Below are 15,462 nucleotides of genomic sequence, written 5' to 3' on the forward strand. Positions count from 1 at the left end.
TCAGCTGCAAGTGTCCAGCTTTTCTGCTCATATCTTCCATTCCTTCAGTTGGGCGCTTCCGCTTTTCTAAAGCGATTTTCACAGTTTAGACGAAACTCGGACAAGTCACTGAGGAAACCTTAACTTAACATGGCGGCAGTAGCTGGAGTTTGATAAAATAAACCGGGTGGAACATAAGTACGACCTCATTGAAGGAGGATTTTAGAGTGAAGAAAAAATGGATTTCAGGCATTTTAACAAGTGTGCTGCTGCTGACTTTGGTTAGTCCGGTATCTGCTCAAGATGAGCTGGAGCTTAAAGACGAGTTCATATACGATACACTGGTCGACCGGTATTTCAACAAAAAGATCGACAACGACTATGAAGTGAATGCAGTTGACCCTGCTGCTTTTAACGGAGGCGATTTCGATGGCATGGCCAGTGAAATCCTGTTTGTTAAAGAAATGGGCTTTACTGCTCTTTCAATAGGACCTGTATTCTCTACAGCTACATATGATGGGAAAAGCGTATTGGATTATACTGAATTTGAACGCCATTTCGGTACCGATGAAGAATTTAAAGAGCTGGTTACCGAAGTCCACGACCAGGAAATGAAAGTGATTGTGGATATTCCAACGCAACAAGTCAATGAAAACCATGTATGGGCAATTGAAAATCCAGAGTGGTTTACAGAAAATGAAGATGGCAGCCTGGCACTGGATACAGCGAATTCAGAAGTGCAAGAAGCCTTGATCTCAGTATTCGAGGAATTCACGGAAACCTACGAAGTTGATGGGTATCGTCTTCAGAATGCCGATCAATTGGACCCTGCATTTATTCTCGATTTTTCTGAAGCTATGAAAGGCGCGGGGAGCAGCTATTTGCTGAGCGATCGTGAAATGGAAGAAACTCCTGGGTTTGACGCAGTGGTCTTGCCGGGAGTGGAAGAAACCCTGCGCGCCGCGTATAAGAATTTTGATCAGGACATGACCGGGATTTCCACTATCATGGAACAAAGCGAAGGCAAGCTGATTCAAGTCGATTCCCTATTGGGGTCGCGCTTTACGGCCGATATTGTCGATGTGAACGGCTTTCCGCCCACACGCTGGACTTTATTGCTGACTCAATTATTGACGATGCCTGGAATTCCAGTCATTCAATACGGCTCTGAAGCTGCTATGAATGGCGTTGAAGCAACGGAATCGCATCAAATTTTGGACATGGCAGTAGATAAAGAACTGGTTGACCATATTACTGACCTAACGTCCTTGCGCAATGCCTCTGCCGCTTTGCGGACAGGAGACTTGGAAGTGCTCCATGACGAGGATGGGTGGCTGGTATACAAACGTTCAAATGATGAAGAGACATGGATTGTCGCCATCAACAATTCCTCTTCGACTCAGAACTTCAATTTGTCGACTGACGTAATTGGAGAAGGCAAGGAGCTTCGTGGTTTGTTTGAAAGTGACATCATTCGCCAAGGAGAAAATGGCGAGTACCGTATGACACAAGATCGTGAAATTGCGGAAGTTTTCCACGTTACTGAAGAAACCAGCCTCAATACGGCCTATATTGCAACACTTGCTATCATGTATGTCGTGTTCATGCTGTTCCTTTGGTTCGTCTGGCGCAAAGGCAAACAGCGCAAAGCAGATGCTGCAAAACAAAAAGAAAATGAAAAAGCGGTACAGTAGTTTCAAAAACTAAAACAGGACGGAAAAGCGATATGCTTTTCCGTCCTGTTTTTGATTCTGCTTTTATTTAGTGATGGCTTTATAGCCAATCATATTGATCGGGTCTTTCGGAGACGAGTAGGGAGGCGCGTAGCAAAGCTCAAGTGCCTGCAGATCATCAACCGTTAAACCGGCATAGATGGCTGTAACAATCACGTCAATGCGTTTGTCGACTCCTTTGCCGCCGATGCATTGCGCGCCTAAAATCTTACGAGTTTCCGGATTGTAATGGACCTTTAACGTGATTTGAGCGTGGTCCGGATAATAGCCGGCGTTCGAGTTGCTGGTATGAGTGACTGTAGCGGACTGGAGATTCTTATCCTTTATGGACTGTTCGTTCAATCCGGTCATAGCTGCAGTCAGTGAAAAAACTTTCAAAACAGAAGTCCCGAGCAACCCTTTTTTTGCGAGTTTGTTCCCTGTCAGGTGCTGGGCTACAATAAACGCCTGGCGATGGGCAGGGGACGCAAGAGGAACCCTTTTAGGATCTCCGGTGACCATGTCGGAATTCTCTGAAGCATCTCCGATTGCATAAATCGAAGGGTCATTGGTTTGCATAAACTCATTGGTTTGGATGCCGCCGGTTTCGCCGATATTCAACCCTGCTTTTTCAGCAAGCTCAGTATTGGGCTTCAATCCGATGCTCATGATAATGAAATCAGCCTGCAGGTCAATTCCGTTCCCCAATTTAATCGTTTTGCCTTCGGTTTTCTCAATCGTAGTTCCTGTCAAAAGCTTCACGCCTTGAAGCGCTAATTCTTTTTCGATGAGCAAGGAGATGTCCGTGTCTAAAATGGACATGATGGTTGGGGACTTATGGACGAGTGTGACATCCAACCCAAGATGCTTCAAGTTTTCAGCCATTTCAAGGCCGATAAAACCTCCCCCTGAGACGATGGCATTTTTAGGCTGCTGTGTCTTGATAAATTGGTCAATGCGCTGCATGTCCTCATAATTGCGCAAAGTGAAAACTTTCGAAGACTCGATGCCTTCCACATCAGGCATCACAGCAGAACCGCCAGGAGACAAGATTAACGTGTCATAGGACTCTTGGAATTGCTCACCTGTTACTAAGTTTTGAACGTGTACCTTTTTGCCCTCACGATCGATTTCCAACACTTCATGCTGCAACTTAACATTGACATCGCGTTTCTTTTTGAATTTTTCCGGATCTGTCATGATGATGGAGCGTTCATCTTCGATGACACCACCAATGACGTAGGGAGTGCCGCAGGCAGCGTAGGACATCGTCGAATCACGGTCGAATACTACGATGTGTGCATCCGGATCATAAAAACGAATTTGGCCGGCTACTGTTGCTCCACCGCCGACTGCACCGACAATGACTATTTTTTTCATAAGAAAGTCAGCCCTTTCCTTATTCAATTTTGTTGAAGAAGAATAAAGCCAATGTGCCGGGGCCCGTATGTGCAGCAATAACCGAACCGATCATATGGATTTCGACTTTTTGGGGATGGAAGTTTTCTTCAATTTCTTCTTTTAAAGTATTGGCGAATTCTTCATCATCTCCATGGCTGATGGCAATTGTTTGCTGGTCTAATTGGCTTCCGCGTTCTTTCATCAATTCAATCATTCGCTTGATGACTTTTTTGCGTCCGCGCAATTTTTCAATCGGCACCAATTTGCCGTCTTCTACGTGGAGCAATGGTTTGATGTTCAATAACCCGCCTACAAAAGCGCTGCCTTTAGAGATGCGTCCGCCTTTGGCCATATAATCCAAATCCTCGACAGTAAATAGGCTTTCCAGGTGGTCGGCCATAAAACGGGTTTTTTCTATAATTTTGTTTAACGGTTGGCCGTCATCCCGCATTTTTGCAGCTTCTTTCACCAGAAGCCCGTAGCCGAGGGATGCTGCTTTAGAATCAAGAATGGTGAGCTTCATTTCCGGGTATTCCTCGCGTACTTGATCTGAGACCATTACGGCTGTACTGTAAGTGCCTGATAGTTCAGACGAAAAGGCGATGTAATAACCTTCATCACCATCTTTTGCTAACTTCTCAAAAGCGGACAGCATTTCTTCAGGTGATACTTGTGATGTTTTGGGATGATTGCCTGAACGGATATCATCAAATACTTTAATGGATTGAATGCCTCTTACATCTTCATAATCCTGATTTCCGATATGGACACGAAGCGGAAATAAAACGACGTTTTCATTTTCAAAAAAATCTTTCGGCAAATCAGATGCGCTGTCAGCAAATAGTCTCATGTAAATCCCCCTTTTCTTTTACAATTTCAATCGATCGATCAGCAATTCAGCGATGCCGTCTTCATTATTGGTTAAAGTTATTTCGTTAGCTATGTTCTTCAACGGATCAATGGCGTTGCCCATTGCAACTCCGACGCCTGCAAAATCTATCATTTCCAGGTCATTGTCTTCGTCGCCGAATGCAATGATGTTTTCCCGTGAAATCCCGAGCGATTTAGAGACGCGGTCAAGTCCGACAGCTTTGCTCATTCCGCTTTTGACAATTTCAATGACGTGCCAAGGAGCTCCCCAGCGACGATGATCGATGACTTCCGCATGGACAGAAGAGAGATGATCATGAATTTCCTGTACGCGTTCAAAAGGTGCATGAATCAGAATAGAAGTTGGATCTGTTTTTAAGTAATTTCGCAAGTCACCCGTGGTGATGGTCGGATCACCGAACCGGAAGATATCCATTAGTTTTTCATCGTGGTGATGGACATAGACATCATCCAATACTTCAGCGACGATATTGTGGAATTCATAGTTGTGCATGGATTCGACCACTTCATGGACAACGTCGAGCCCGATCGGGTTATGGTGCATGCCCCAATACTGATTGGCTGGATGATGCACAAAAGCTCCATTGAAGTTGACGATTGGTGTCGTCAACCCCAATTCTTTGTAATACGGTTCGCTTGAACGGTATGGACGTCCAGTGGCAATCATAACTTGATGCCCTGCTTCAAGTGCTTTATTTAAAGTCAGTTTCGTTTTGGGTGAAATGACTTTTTGATCGGTTAATAAGGTTCCATCTAAATCTAGAACAATCAAATGTTGCTTCATAAATAGCCGACTCCTTTCTCTATACTACTAGTGTAGCGATAATACGAGGGTTTCGTCAAAAAATCTTGAGAAAATCGACAGGGTTTTTTGGGAAGTAGATTGACATTTGCTGGATAAGGTTAAGATTGGTAGGATTACTAATGAAGGAAGTGATTTGAGATGAGAGTTGAACGACAAGTCTGGGGACATATCCCATTGCTGAACATAACGCCGGATCAGGATGGAAAAGAGTTGCCGACCGTTATTTTTTTTCATGGGCATACGAGTGCTAAAGAGCATAATCTGCATTATGCATACCAATTGGCTGATAAAGGAATTCGTGTGATTTTACCTGATTCCCATCTTCACGGAGAACGAAGTGAAGGATTGGATGGAGTCCAGATAAGCTTACGATTTTGGGAAATCGTTTTGACATCAATTGAAGAATTGGCATTTCTGCGGGATGAATTACATAAACGCGGATTGATGGCCGGTGAACCAGCAGTAGGCGGTACGTCAATGGGCGGCATTACGACACTGGGCGCAATGACGGTCTATCCGTGGATCAAAGCGGCCGCAGTGATGATGGGTGCCGGAAACTATGTGGAATTGGCACAGGCACAGATGGCCCAATACGAAAAGAGAGGTTTCCAGTTGCCGATCAGTGAAGAAGAACGCGAAAAGATGCTGTCGACTTTAGCTATTTTTGACAGCCGCCGCCATTTGGAGAAATTCAATGGACGCCCGATTTATTTCTGGCATGGGGAACAGGATGTCACGGTTCCATTTGAACCGACCTATCGCTTGTATAAAGAATTGAAACAACAATATGAAGCGATCCCTGAGAAGATCGAGTTCAAGCGTGAACGCGAAGCGGGACATGCGGTGAGCCGGACCGGCATGCTTGAAGCGACAAACTGGCTGGCTAAGTATTTGCTGGAATAAGCGTGTGAATTTCATTTCCGGTGAAAGTTTGTTAAGATGGTACTAACAGTAAAGGGAGGGATTCTGAATGGATCAAGATATGAAAGACAGCATGATGGGTGCCTTAGAAACAGTAATCGATCCTGAATTGGGTGTCGATATTGTCAATTTGGGCCTTGTATATGATGTAATGGTTACAGAAGACGGATTTGCAGTGGTTACCATGACATTAACGTCAATGGGTTGCCCAATGGGACCTCAAATCGTTCAAATGGTCAAAGAAGCATTATATGAGCTGCCTGAAGTGGAAGAAGTCGATGTTAAAATCGTCTGGCAGCCAGTATGGGGCAAAGAACATATGTCTCGTTACGCGAAAATGGCGCTTGGCGTCAGATAATCTATACTTGAAAGGCCGTTACGGATTTTATTCCGTAACGGCCTTTTTTTAAGACCAAAATAATTGCATATTCCTGAAAATTTGACTATAATCTAATTAGTCAAAGATAGTCAAACTAATTGAGAGGTGTGGTTGTTATGGTTCAATTCCAAAATAACACAGAACAAAAATCCCCGTTGGAGCAGTTTGGCCGCAATATGGTGGAGCAAGCCCAATCAGGGAAAATGGATCCTGTCATCGGACGAGACCAGGAAATCCGTAATGTCATCCGCATTCTGTCGCGGAAAACCAAAAACAATCCGGTATTGATCGGCGAACCGGGTGTCGGCAAAACGGCGATCGTTGAAGGATTGGCACAGCGAATTGTCCGCAATGACGTACCGGAAGGGTTGAAAAACCGGACCATCTATGAGCTTGATATGAGCGCATTGATTGCTGGAGCCAAGTACCGGGGGGAATTTGAGGAACGGTTAAAAAGTGTTTTAAAGCAGGTCAAAGACAGTGAAGGACAGATCATCCTGTTTATTGATGAAATTCATACCATCGTCGGAGCGGGTAAAACTGAAGGTGCGATGGATGCAGGAAATATGCTGAAACCGATGCTTGCCCGAGGGGAATTATATTGCATCGGAGCGACCACATTGGACGAATACCGGATGCATATTGAAAAAGATCCGGCTTTGGAACGCCGGTTCCAGCAAGTGATGGTAAGAGAGCCTTCTGTAGAAGACACGGTGTCGATTTTGCGCGGTTTGAAGGAGCGTTTTGAACTGCACCATGCTGTGCGGATACATGACCGTGCCATTGTAGCTGCGGCTGCTATGTCGGATCGTTACATCACTGAACGCTTTTTGCCGGACAAAGCCATTGATTTGATCGATGAGGCATGTGCGATGATCCGGACAGAAATCGATTCCATGCCGCAGGAATTGGATGAAGTGACGCGCCGCCTTATGCAGCTTGAAATCGAAGAGCAGGCATTGATGAAAGAAACCGATGCAGCCAGCAAAACACGCTTGGATACTTTGCGTAAAGAAATCACGGAGCTGCGCGATTCTTCCGCAGATATGAAAAACCAGTGGACAGAAGAAAAAGAATCGTTGAAGAAAATCCAGGAAAAGCGGGAACAATTGGATCAGTTCCGCCGCCAGCTGGAAGATGCGGAAAACCGCTATGATTTGAATGCGGCAGCCGTTCTGCAGCATGGCAAGATTCCGGAACTGGAAAAGGAATTGGTAGCGCTCGAAGCCAACCTTGAAAAAGACGGCGCTGAACGGTTGTTGCGTGAAGAAGTGACGGAAGAAGAAATTGCCGGCATTGTCGCCAGATGGACTGGAATCCCGGTAACCAAATTGGTGGAAGGTGAACGTGAAAAATTGCTTCGCTTAGGCGAGACCTTAAAAGAACGGGTCATCGGACAAGATAAGGCAGTTGAACTGGTGACGGAAGCTGTATGGAGAGCGCGGGCAGGCATCAAGGATGAGAAGAAACCGATTGGTTCATTTATTTTCCTAGGTCCGACCGGTGTCGGTAAAACCGAATTGGCCAAGTCTCTTGCTGCAAATCTGTTTGATTCGGAAGATCATTTTATCCGAATCGACATGTCCGAGTATATGGAAAAACACAGTGTATCCCGTTTGGTCGGAGCGCCGCCAGGATACATCGGCTATGAAGAGGGTGGACAGTTGACCGAAGCGGTACGCCGCAACCCTTACTCTGTCGTGTTGCTTGATGAAATTGAAAAAGCCCACCCGGATGTCGCCAATATCCTGTTGCAGATTCTGGATGACGGGCGCATCACCGACAGCCAAGGGCGCTTAATCAACTTCTCGAACACGGTGGTGATCATGACTTCCAATATCGGATCAGCCCACATCAGCGATACGAGCAATGAACATGATATTGAAGACATTGTCATGAGCGAATTGCGCAGACATTTCAAGCCGGAGCTGTTGAACCGCATTGATGACATCGTCATTTTCCATGCGCTCAACAACACTCATTTCTACGGAATTGCTAAGAAGATGATCGCTGAATTGGCAGCCCGCATCAGTCAGCAGCAAATCAAGCTGACAGTGGATGATTCCGTCATCGACTATATCGTCGAAGCTGGAACCGATCCGGTATTCGGGGCACGGCCATTAAAACGGTTTATCCAGCGGAATATCGAAACGAATATCGCCCGTGAATTGATCAAAGGTGGAATCGTCGCAAATACAGAGTTGGAATTGACTATGGGCGACAATAAGCAAATCATCATCAACAAAAAAGAAGCGTAAACCGGCTAACCGGTTTACGCTTCTTTTTCTATTAATGCTTTTCAGGAGCTGGTTCGTTAGAAATGACAGCTGACATAACGAAGATCATGATTGAAACTCCGACTGAAATGTAAACGCCGATCATGAAGTCGAACGGTACGTTTTGTACTGCACTTACCACATAGTTGACCAATGAAATCAATAAGAATGACCATAAGAACGTTCCAATATATTGCATCTAGTTTCACCTCTACATAGAATATCTAGATTAATCATAGCACAAGCTCCGACAGACAGAAAGGAAGATTGGAGAGATTGAAGATTTTTTGTCGGAAATATGTCAGTTAGTTGAAATTAAAGGATAGATGACGTATTATTAACACCAGGTACTAATATATGATGACAAGTGAAATGAGGGATATAAAATGAATGCTGGCATAATCGGTATGGGCAGATGCTTGCCTGAAGATAAATTGACGAATTTTCAATTAGAGCAGCGGATGGATACCAGTGACGAATGGATTCGAACAATGACAGGCATAGAAGAACGCCGAATCGCGAGAGAGGAACAGGACACTTCTCATATGGCTCGTGAAGCTGCGCAAAAAGCGATTCAGGATGCTGGAATCGATCCTGCTGAAATTGGTTTGATCCTGGTGGCGACCGTAACGCCGGACCAGCCATTCCCATCGATGTCTTGTGTCATCCAGCAGGAAATTGGTGCTGTCAATGCTGCAGCCATGGATATTTCAGCAGCATGTGCCGGCTTTATGTATGGAGTTATCACAGCAAAACAATTCATCGACAATGATGTTTATAAATATATTCTGGTTGTGGGCGTCGAGAAATTATCAAAAATCACCAACTGGGAAGACCGCAATACTGCTGTCCTTTTCGGTGACGGAGCGGGAGCCGCAATCATTGGGAAAGTATCCGAAGGAAGAGGGATTCTGTCCTTTGAACTGGGGGCTGATGGGTCTGGCGGCAAGCACCTGTTCCAAGATGAAGAAGATCATCTGCAGATGAACGGCCGGGAAGTATTCAAGTTTGCAGTTCGCCAGATGGGTGAATCTGCTGTAAATGTTATTGAAAAAGCGGGATTGCAGAAAGAGGACGTCGATTTTCTGATTCCGCATCAAGCGAATATTCGAATTATGGAAGCATCCCGAGAACGCTTGGGGCTTCCAATTGAAAAAATGTCAAAAACGATTCACAAGTATGGCAACACTTCAGCAGCTTCAATTCCGATTTCTCTTGTCGAAGACATCGAAGAAGGCCGTGTCAAAGATGACGATGTCATCGTCATGGTTGGATTCGGTGGTGGCTTGACTTGGGGAGCAATTGCAATGAAGTGGGGCAAATAATCAGCTATGCGAAAGGAAGAAGATAGAATGGATAATCGCCGTGTAGTCATTACGGGAATTGGTGCTGTAACACCTTTAGGCAATAACATCGAAACAACCTGGGAAGCTGTAAAAAGCGGGAAATCCGGTGTCGGTCCCTTAACTAGATTGGATGCAGATTTGTATTCAGCAAAAGTGGCAGCTGAAGTAGAAGGTTTTTCAATGGAAGATTATGTAGAAAAGAAAGATGCCCGGAAAATGGACCGTTTTACGCATTATGCGTTAGCAGCCTCCATTATGGCCATGAAAGATGCTGACCTTGAACTGGATGACAATACAGCTTTGCGTACGGGAGTTTGGATCGGTTCTGGCATCGGCGGAATGGAAACCATTGAAAACCAGATGAATGTGTTGAATACAAGAGGCGTCCGCCGCATCAGCCCGTTCCTGATTCCAATGATTATTCCTGATATGGCTTCAGGGCAAGTATCGATTTACTTTGGCGCAAAAGCCATCAACTCCTGCTCGGTGACTGCCTGTGCGTCCGGCACCAACTCGATTGGAGATGCTTTTAAAGTCATCCAGCGCGGAGACGCAGATGTAATGATTTCGGGTGGCGCTGAAGCACCGATCACGCAATTGTCTGTAGCCGGCTTTACAGCCAATACGGCATTGACGACCAATCCGGATGCAGCTACAGCATCCCGTCCATTCGATAAGAACCGCGATGGTTTCGTTATCGGTGAAGGTGCAGGGATTGTTATCCTTGAAGAATATGAACACGCAAAAGCACGTGGCGCCAAAATCTATGCGGAAGTGGTCGGGTACGGCTCGACTGGCGATGCCCACCATATTACAGCTCCTGCTGAAGGTGGAGAAGGAGCGGCCCGTGCAATGGCACAAGCTTTGGCAGATGCCGGTGTTGAAACAACGGAAGTCGGTTATATCAATGCGCATGGAACAAGTACACCATATAATGATTTGTACGAGACCATGGCTGTGAAAACGGTATTTGGTGAGCATGCCTACAAATTAGGAATGAGTTCTACAAAATCTATGACAGGCCATTTACTTGGTGCAGCAGGTGGAGTAGAAGCGATCTTCACTGCGTTGGCTCTTCAAGAAGGCATTATGCCCCCAACAACGAATTACGAAACACCGGACGAGCAATGCGATTTGGATTATGTTCCAAATGAAGCCCGCAAAGCGGATTTGAAATTTGCTATGAGCAATTCATTAGGCTTTGGTGGACATAACGCTTCACTGGTATTCAAGAAAATTTAACCACTATCTAGATGAAACAGCTAGTTGCGCTTTGTTGACGCAGCTAGCTGTTTTTATGTTTTCCATGTAGAAATAAGGGGGTTATGACATATTTTTATAAAAATTGAAAAAGTTTTCCGATTATTGTTTAGCTTGTGTTATTCTATTTACACAGAGCATTAGTGTTTAATTATATGGATGTACAATACAAATTATATGAACAATATTTACTAGGCTCTCTCTCGTTAAAAAATGAGTGGATATTCACAATAATTTAATCTCTATCGAAACGTTGGTACGACTGGTTTTCTAAAGAGAAATTGCTATTCGGAATTACGAAATAATTCATAAAATTAATAATAATCATTGTTTTTGTAATTTTATTGTAATAAAATTAATGGTAGAAACCATTATCCGAAGAAAACATTAACGTTGATATGCTGTTCCGGGGAAACAGCTCAGCAAGTGTTAACATTTTTTTTAGGATGATATGTCTGAAAATTGAAAACTTCATTGCATGTATTAAGTCGCTCAGTTCAGCAAGAAGACAACCATAGAACGGATTCATTTTGAGGAGGATAAATGTGAATGATGTTTTGTTGAATATCAAGAATTTAAAAACGTCTTTTAGAATTAAAGATGATTATTACGCTGCAGTTGATGATGTATCGTTGACCGTTAGAAAGAACGAAGTGTTGGCAATCGTAGGTGAATCAGGATCCGGCAAAAGTGCTTTTGCTTTTTCTATCATGGGTCTTCATACAAGAGCCAAAATCGAAGGGGATATTGATTACAAAGGAATCAACCTGGTAAAGGCTAGCACCAGCCAAATGAGAAAATTGCGCGGCAAAGATATGGGAATGATTTTTCAGGATGCACTTTCAGCTCTGAATCCGCTTATGGTAGTGGGAGATCAAATTGATGAAGCAATTTTCCTGCACAACCCGAAAAGTTCCAAGAGCCTGCGAAAAAAGCAGGTCATCAATTTATTGAATCAAGTGGGCATTCCCCGTCCAGAAAAAACATATCACCAGTATCCGCATGAACTGTCAGGCGGAATGCGCCAACGTATTGTAATCGCTATGGCGATTTCCAATCAGCCCGAACTGTTGATTGCAGATGAACCGACAACTGCGTTAGACGTGACGATTCAGTCACAGATCCTTGATTTGATAAAAGAATTGAAAGACACCATCAATGCCGGCATTATCCTAATCACACACGATTTGGGTGTCGTAGCAGAAATGGCCGATCGGGTAGCAGTCATGTACGCGGGGCAAATTGTGGAGATTGCAGATGTTTATACATTGATGGAAAATCCACAGCACCCGTATACCCGATCACTTTTAAATTCAATACCTACATTGAACGACGTGAAGGAAGAACTTCACGTAATACAAGGGGTAGTGCCATCGCTCCAGAAACTGCCAAGAACCGGTTGCCGGTTCGCTGCCAGAATTCCTTGGATCGAAGAATCTTCACACGAAGCTTCACCGGAACTCCATGAAATTAGTCCTGGACATTTTGTGCGCTGCACATGCTACAAGGACTTTTACTTCCCAGAACAAGCCGAGGAGGAGCGCAATTATGTCGCTAATTGAAGTTGAAAACCTGAAAGTTCATTTCCCCGTACGTGGAGGAGTCTTTCAGACAGTAAAAGATCATGTTCGCGCAGTAGATGGTGTTTCATTCTCTATTGAACAGGGCCAAACTTATGGGCTTGTCGGCGAATCTGGATCAGGAAAGACAACAACAGGACGCGCGATTATCGGTTTGAACGATATCACTTCAGGCAAGGTCATGTTTGAAGGAAGAGATTTGGCTACGATCAACAAGAAAGAGTATATTGATGTGCGAAAAGATATCCAGATGATTTTCCAAGATCCATTTTCCTCATTGAACCCTAAAAAAAGAGTAGTGGATATTGTCGCAGAACCTCTGCGCAACTACGAAAACTTATCGGCTAAAGAAGAGCGGATCCGTGTTCAGGAGCTAATGGAATTAGTTGGGCTCAGTCCAGAAGCTATCTATAAATACCCGCATGAATTCTCCGGAGGACAGCGGCAGCGGATCGGTATTGCCCGGGCAATAGCGCTCAATCCAAAATTGATCATTGCGGATGAACCGGTATCTGCCTTGGATGTTTCCGTCCAGGCGCAAGTATTGAATTTCATGCGTGAAATACAAAAAGAATTGAACTTGACGTATTTATTCATCAGCCATGATTTGGGGATTATCCGCCACATGTGCGATCATATCGGCATCATGTATAAAGGGCGATATGTTGAACATGGGACATCTGACGAAATTTTCAACAACCCGCAGCACATTTATACAAAACGGTTGATTGCGGCCATTCCGGACAGCAACCCGCGCAATCGGGAAATGCATTACGAAAATCGCAAACTGGTGAAATCTGAGTACGACAAGTTGGAGAAAGACTTTTTTGATGAAGAAGGTTTGCCTTTCTCTTTAAAATCAATTTCAGCTACCCACCAAGTAGCGTTGCCTGAGAGAGGTTGAATGGTATGTGGAAATTAATTTTACGCAGAACACTTATAACGATCCCGCAAATTATCCTCTTGAGTGTCTTGGTCTTCATCTTGGCCCAAGCAATGCCTGGAGATGCATTAACCGGACTGATTGATCCCAATATCGACCCTGCCACCATCGAAGCGATGCGAGAACGTCTTGGATTGAACAATCCATGGTATGTACAGTATATCGACTGGATCAAAGGTGTGCTTCAAGGGGATTTCGGACAGTCATTCCGCTTTAAGATGCCAGTATCTGAATTGATCGGCGAACGCATGATCAATACATTGTGGCTGTCATTGGCTACATTGATCCTGACTTACTTGATTGCCATTCCACTTGGAATCATCAGCGGCCGCTTTAACGACACATGGTTGGATCGTGCCATCACAGGATATACGTATATAGGCTTTGCAGCTCCATTATTTATTTTCGCCTTGGTTATGCTGTTTGTTTTTGGATTCCAGTTGGGCTGGTTCCCGACAAGCGGAAGTGTGACACCGGGTACTGAACCGGGAACCTTCGCATATTTCCTGAGCAAACTGAATCATTTATTATTGCCGGCATTGTCTATGGCATTAATTACAACTGTTTCAACAGTCCAGTATTTGAGAAGTGAGATCATTGATACAAAACAAAAAGATTTTATCGTAACAGCCAGAGCAAAAGGCAATTCTGAGACACGGGTCTACAATCGCCACATTTTGCGGAATTCCCTGTTGCCGATTGCCGCCTTCTTCGGCTATGAAATCACTGGCTTGATTGGCGGGACCATTTTCATCGAGAATATTTTCGGCTACCCAGGAATGGGTGAATTGTTCCTTTCTTCAATCAGCTTACGTGATTACAGCGTTATGACAGCTCTTGTCCTGTTGTTTGGACTAGCAGCGATTATCGGGGCATTGCTATCCGATATCATCTTGAGTTTGGTTGATCCACGCATACGGATTAAATAATAAATGACAATTTTAGAGGTGTAAATATGAGAATTGATAAAGACAGTGGAGCACAAATCCCTGATGTGGATCTTGGCAAAAGCCCATCTGGATTCAGTATATTACTAAGAGAGCTGATTCGGGACAAAGTTGCATTTGGTTCTCTCTTGTTCCTGTTTTTGATCATTGCTGGCGTCTTCGGCACTTCGATCATCATGGACCAGTCTGAGATTATCAAAGTAGATCTTTTTGCACTATATGAGCCGCCATCGGCCACTTATTGGCTGGGGACGGATTACGGCGGCCGCGATATTTTCGGGCAATTGATCATCGGTACACGGAATTCATTAGCTATTGGATTTTTGGTCACATTACTGACTGGAATCATCGGCATATTGGTAGGTTTGATTTCTGGTTATTACGGCGGAACTGTGGATAATATTTTCATGCGCTTTGTTGACTTCTTCATGGTTTTGCCGATTTTGATGATCGTTATCGCATTTGTTACAGCGGTACCAGGATACAGTATTGTATCTTTCTCATTGATCATGACAGCTTTCCTATGGATGGGAATTGCGCGATTGATCCGTTCAAAAGCATTGCAGGAAAAAGAACTGGATTACGTAAAAGCTTCTAAAACATTAGGGACATCCGATTTTAAAATCATGTTTTTCCAGGTTCTGCCGAATCTTAGTTCGATCATCATTGTTACGATGACGTTGAATTTGGCAGGCAATATCGGAATCGAGTCAGGCTTATCCTTTTTAGGGTTCGGCTTCCCGGAATCGACTCCGAGTTTGGGGACCTTGATCAGTTATGCAAGAAATCCGCAAACACTGGAATTACGATGGTGGATTTGGTTACCTGCATCAATCCTGATTTTTGTTTTGATGCTTAGCATAAATAATGTCGGGCAAGCGTTAAAACGCGCTACTGACGCACGACAGCGTAGAGGGTGACAAAAAGCGGGGGAAAAGGAGGAGTAGGGTTCTCAGTACCAGAAATAAACAACTCTATTCGAGTACAACATCAGTCAGAAATACCTTTAGTTATTAGAAAAG

General features: G+C 44.3%; 14 protein-coding genes. 10 read left to right on the forward strand and 4 right to left on the reverse strand.

What is annotated here, in order from left to right; translation table 11 throughout:
* The first annotated feature begins 206 nt into the window (after positions 1-206).
* Positions 207-1,673, forward strand: coding sequence for an alpha-amylase family glycosyl hydrolase (locus QMA04_RS05395; protein ID WP_290184409.1), 1,467 nt, complete (start codon positions 207-209; stop codon positions 1,671-1,673).
* A 63-nt stretch (positions 1,674-1,736) separates the two neighbouring features.
* On the opposite strand, the gene QMA04_RS05400 is transcribed toward QMA04_RS05395, so the two are convergent.
* The 3 genes from QMA04_RS05400 to QMA04_RS05410 are packed head-to-tail and all read right to left on the reverse strand — an operon-like array spanning position 1,737 to position 4,767.
* Entirely contained in the window at positions 1,737-3,071 is a 1,335-nt protein-coding gene (locus QMA04_RS05400) for a CoA-disulfide reductase (protein WP_290184411.1), read from the reverse strand.
* 19 nt (positions 3,072-3,090) lie between these two features.
* Positions 3,091-3,942, reverse strand: coding sequence for a DegV family protein (locus tag QMA04_RS05405; protein WP_203339303.1), 852 nt, complete (start codon positions 3,940-3,942; stop codon positions 3,091-3,093).
* 18 nt (positions 3,943-3,960) lie between these two features.
* Positions 3,961-4,767 carry a Cof-type HAD-IIB family hydrolase gene (locus QMA04_RS05410; protein ID WP_290184414.1) on the reverse strand — a complete coding sequence of 269 codons (807 nt, stop codon included), beginning with the start codon at positions 4,765-4,767 and terminating at the stop codon, positions 3,961-3,963.
* 159 nt (positions 4,768-4,926) lie between these two features.
* Between QMA04_RS05410 and QMA04_RS05415 the strand changes: the two genes are divergently transcribed.
* From QMA04_RS05415 to QMA04_RS05425, 3 genes are all read left to right on the forward strand, one after another.
* The gene (locus tag QMA04_RS05415) at positions 4,927-5,691 is read left to right on the forward strand and encodes a prolyl oligopeptidase family serine peptidase (protein ID WP_191713859.1); all 765 of its coding nucleotides are present in this window, start codon (positions 4,927-4,929) and stop codon (positions 5,689-5,691) included.
* A gap of 67 nt (positions 5,692-5,758) precedes the next feature.
* Positions 5,759-6,067: a metal-sulfur cluster assembly factor gene (locus QMA04_RS05420; protein ID WP_191713860.1), complete on the forward strand. Its 309-nt coding sequence runs from the start codon at positions 5,759-5,761 to the stop codon at positions 6,065-6,067.
* Positions 6,068-6,204: 137 nt separating this feature from the next.
* Positions 6,205-8,346, forward strand: a complete 2,142-nt coding sequence (locus QMA04_RS05425) for an ATP-dependent Clp protease ATP-binding subunit (RefSeq protein WP_290184418.1) — start codon at positions 6,205-6,207, stop codon at positions 8,344-8,346.
* 31 nt (positions 8,347-8,377) lie between these two features.
* On the opposite strand, the gene QMA04_RS05430 is transcribed toward QMA04_RS05425, so the two are convergent.
* Positions 8,378-8,563, reverse strand: a complete 186-nt coding sequence (locus QMA04_RS05430; protein ID WP_191713862.1) for a DUF2929 family protein — start codon at positions 8,561-8,563, stop codon at positions 8,378-8,380.
* A 187-nt stretch (positions 8,564-8,750) separates the two neighbouring features.
* Between QMA04_RS05430 and QMA04_RS05435 the strand changes: the two genes are divergently transcribed.
* The 6 genes from QMA04_RS05435 (at position 8,751) to QMA04_RS05460 (ending at position 15,360) form a co-directional block, all read left to right on the forward strand.
* On the forward strand, positions 8,751-9,689 hold the full coding sequence (locus QMA04_RS05435; RefSeq protein WP_191713863.1) for a beta-ketoacyl-ACP synthase III: 939 nt from the start codon (positions 8,751-8,753) through the stop codon (positions 9,687-9,689).
* A 27-nt stretch (positions 9,690-9,716) separates the two neighbouring features.
* Entirely contained in the window at positions 9,717-10,952 is a 1,236-nt protein-coding gene (gene fabF / locus QMA04_RS05440) for a beta-ketoacyl-ACP synthase II (RefSeq protein ID WP_191713864.1), read from the forward strand.
* Positions 10,953-11,515: 563 nt separating this feature from the next.
* On the forward strand, positions 11,516-12,532 hold the full coding sequence (locus QMA04_RS05445) for an ABC transporter ATP-binding protein (RefSeq protein ID WP_191713865.1): 1,017 nt from the start codon (positions 11,516-11,518) through the stop codon (positions 12,530-12,532).
* Entirely contained in the window at positions 12,519-13,454 is a 936-nt protein-coding gene (locus QMA04_RS05450; protein WP_225218322.1) for an ABC transporter ATP-binding protein, read from the forward strand. Before QMA04_RS05445 ends, QMA04_RS05450 begins: the two co-directional genes overlap by 14 nt.
* A 5-nt stretch (positions 13,455-13,459) precedes the next feature.
* On the forward strand, positions 13,460-14,422 hold the full coding sequence (gene opp4B, locus QMA04_RS05455; RefSeq protein WP_191713866.1) for an oligopeptide ABC transporter permease: 963 nt from the start codon (positions 13,460-13,462) through the stop codon (positions 14,420-14,422).
* A 26-nt stretch (positions 14,423-14,448) separates the two neighbouring features.
* Positions 14,449-15,360: an ABC transporter permease gene (locus QMA04_RS05460; protein ID WP_191713867.1), complete on the forward strand. Its 912-nt coding sequence runs from the start codon at positions 14,449-14,451 to the stop codon at positions 15,358-15,360.
* Positions 15,361-15,462: the final 102 nt, after the last annotated feature.

This window comes from Planococcus sp. APC 3900 (genome assembly GCF_030407735.1).
Taxonomy (GTDB): Bacteria; Bacillota; Bacilli; order Bacillales_A; family Planococcaceae; genus Planococcus; species Planococcus notacanthi.

What these genes read in the sequence shown, in the direction of transcription:
- QMA04_RS05400 (WP_290184411.1), bottom strand. Translation starts at nt 3,071, where the DNA reads ATGAAAAAAATAGTCATTGTCGGTGCAGTCGGCGGTGGAGCAACAGTA.
- QMA04_RS05405 (WP_203339303.1), bottom strand. Translation starts at nt 3,942, where the DNA reads ATGAGACTATTTGCTGACAGCGCATCTGATTTGCCGAAAGATTTTTTT.
- QMA04_RS05410 (WP_290184414.1), bottom strand. Translation starts at nt 4,767, where the DNA reads ATGAAGCAACATTTGATTGTTCTAGATTTAGATGGAACCTTATTAACC.
- QMA04_RS05415 (WP_191713859.1), top strand. Translation starts at nt 4,927, where the DNA reads ATGAGAGTTGAACGACAAGTCTGGGGACATATCCCATTGCTGAACATA.
- QMA04_RS05420 (WP_191713860.1), top strand. Translation starts at nt 5,759, where the DNA reads ATGGATCAAGATATGAAAGACAGCATGATGGGTGCCTTAGAAACAGTA.
- QMA04_RS05425 (WP_290184418.1), top strand. Translation starts at nt 6,205, where the DNA reads ATGGTTCAATTCCAAAATAACACAGAACAAAAATCCCCGTTGGAGCAG.
- QMA04_RS05430 (WP_191713862.1), bottom strand. Translation starts at nt 8,563, where the DNA reads ATGCAATATATTGGAACGTTCTTATGGTCATTCTTATTGATTTCATTG.
- QMA04_RS05435 (WP_191713863.1), top strand. Translation starts at nt 8,751, where the DNA reads ATGAATGCTGGCATAATCGGTATGGGCAGATGCTTGCCTGAAGATAAA.
- fabF (WP_191713864.1), top strand. Translation starts at nt 9,717, where the DNA reads ATGGATAATCGCCGTGTAGTCATTACGGGAATTGGTGCTGTAACACCT.
- QMA04_RS05450 (WP_225218322.1), top strand. Translation starts at nt 12,519, where the DNA reads ATGTCGCTAATTGAAGTTGAAAACCTGAAAGTTCATTTCCCCGTACGT.
- opp4B (WP_191713866.1), top strand. Translation starts at nt 13,460, where the DNA reads ATGTGGAAATTAATTTTACGCAGAACACTTATAACGATCCCGCAAATT.
- QMA04_RS05460 (WP_191713867.1), top strand. Translation starts at nt 14,449, where the DNA reads ATGAGAATTGATAAAGACAGTGGAGCACAAATCCCTGATGTGGATCTT.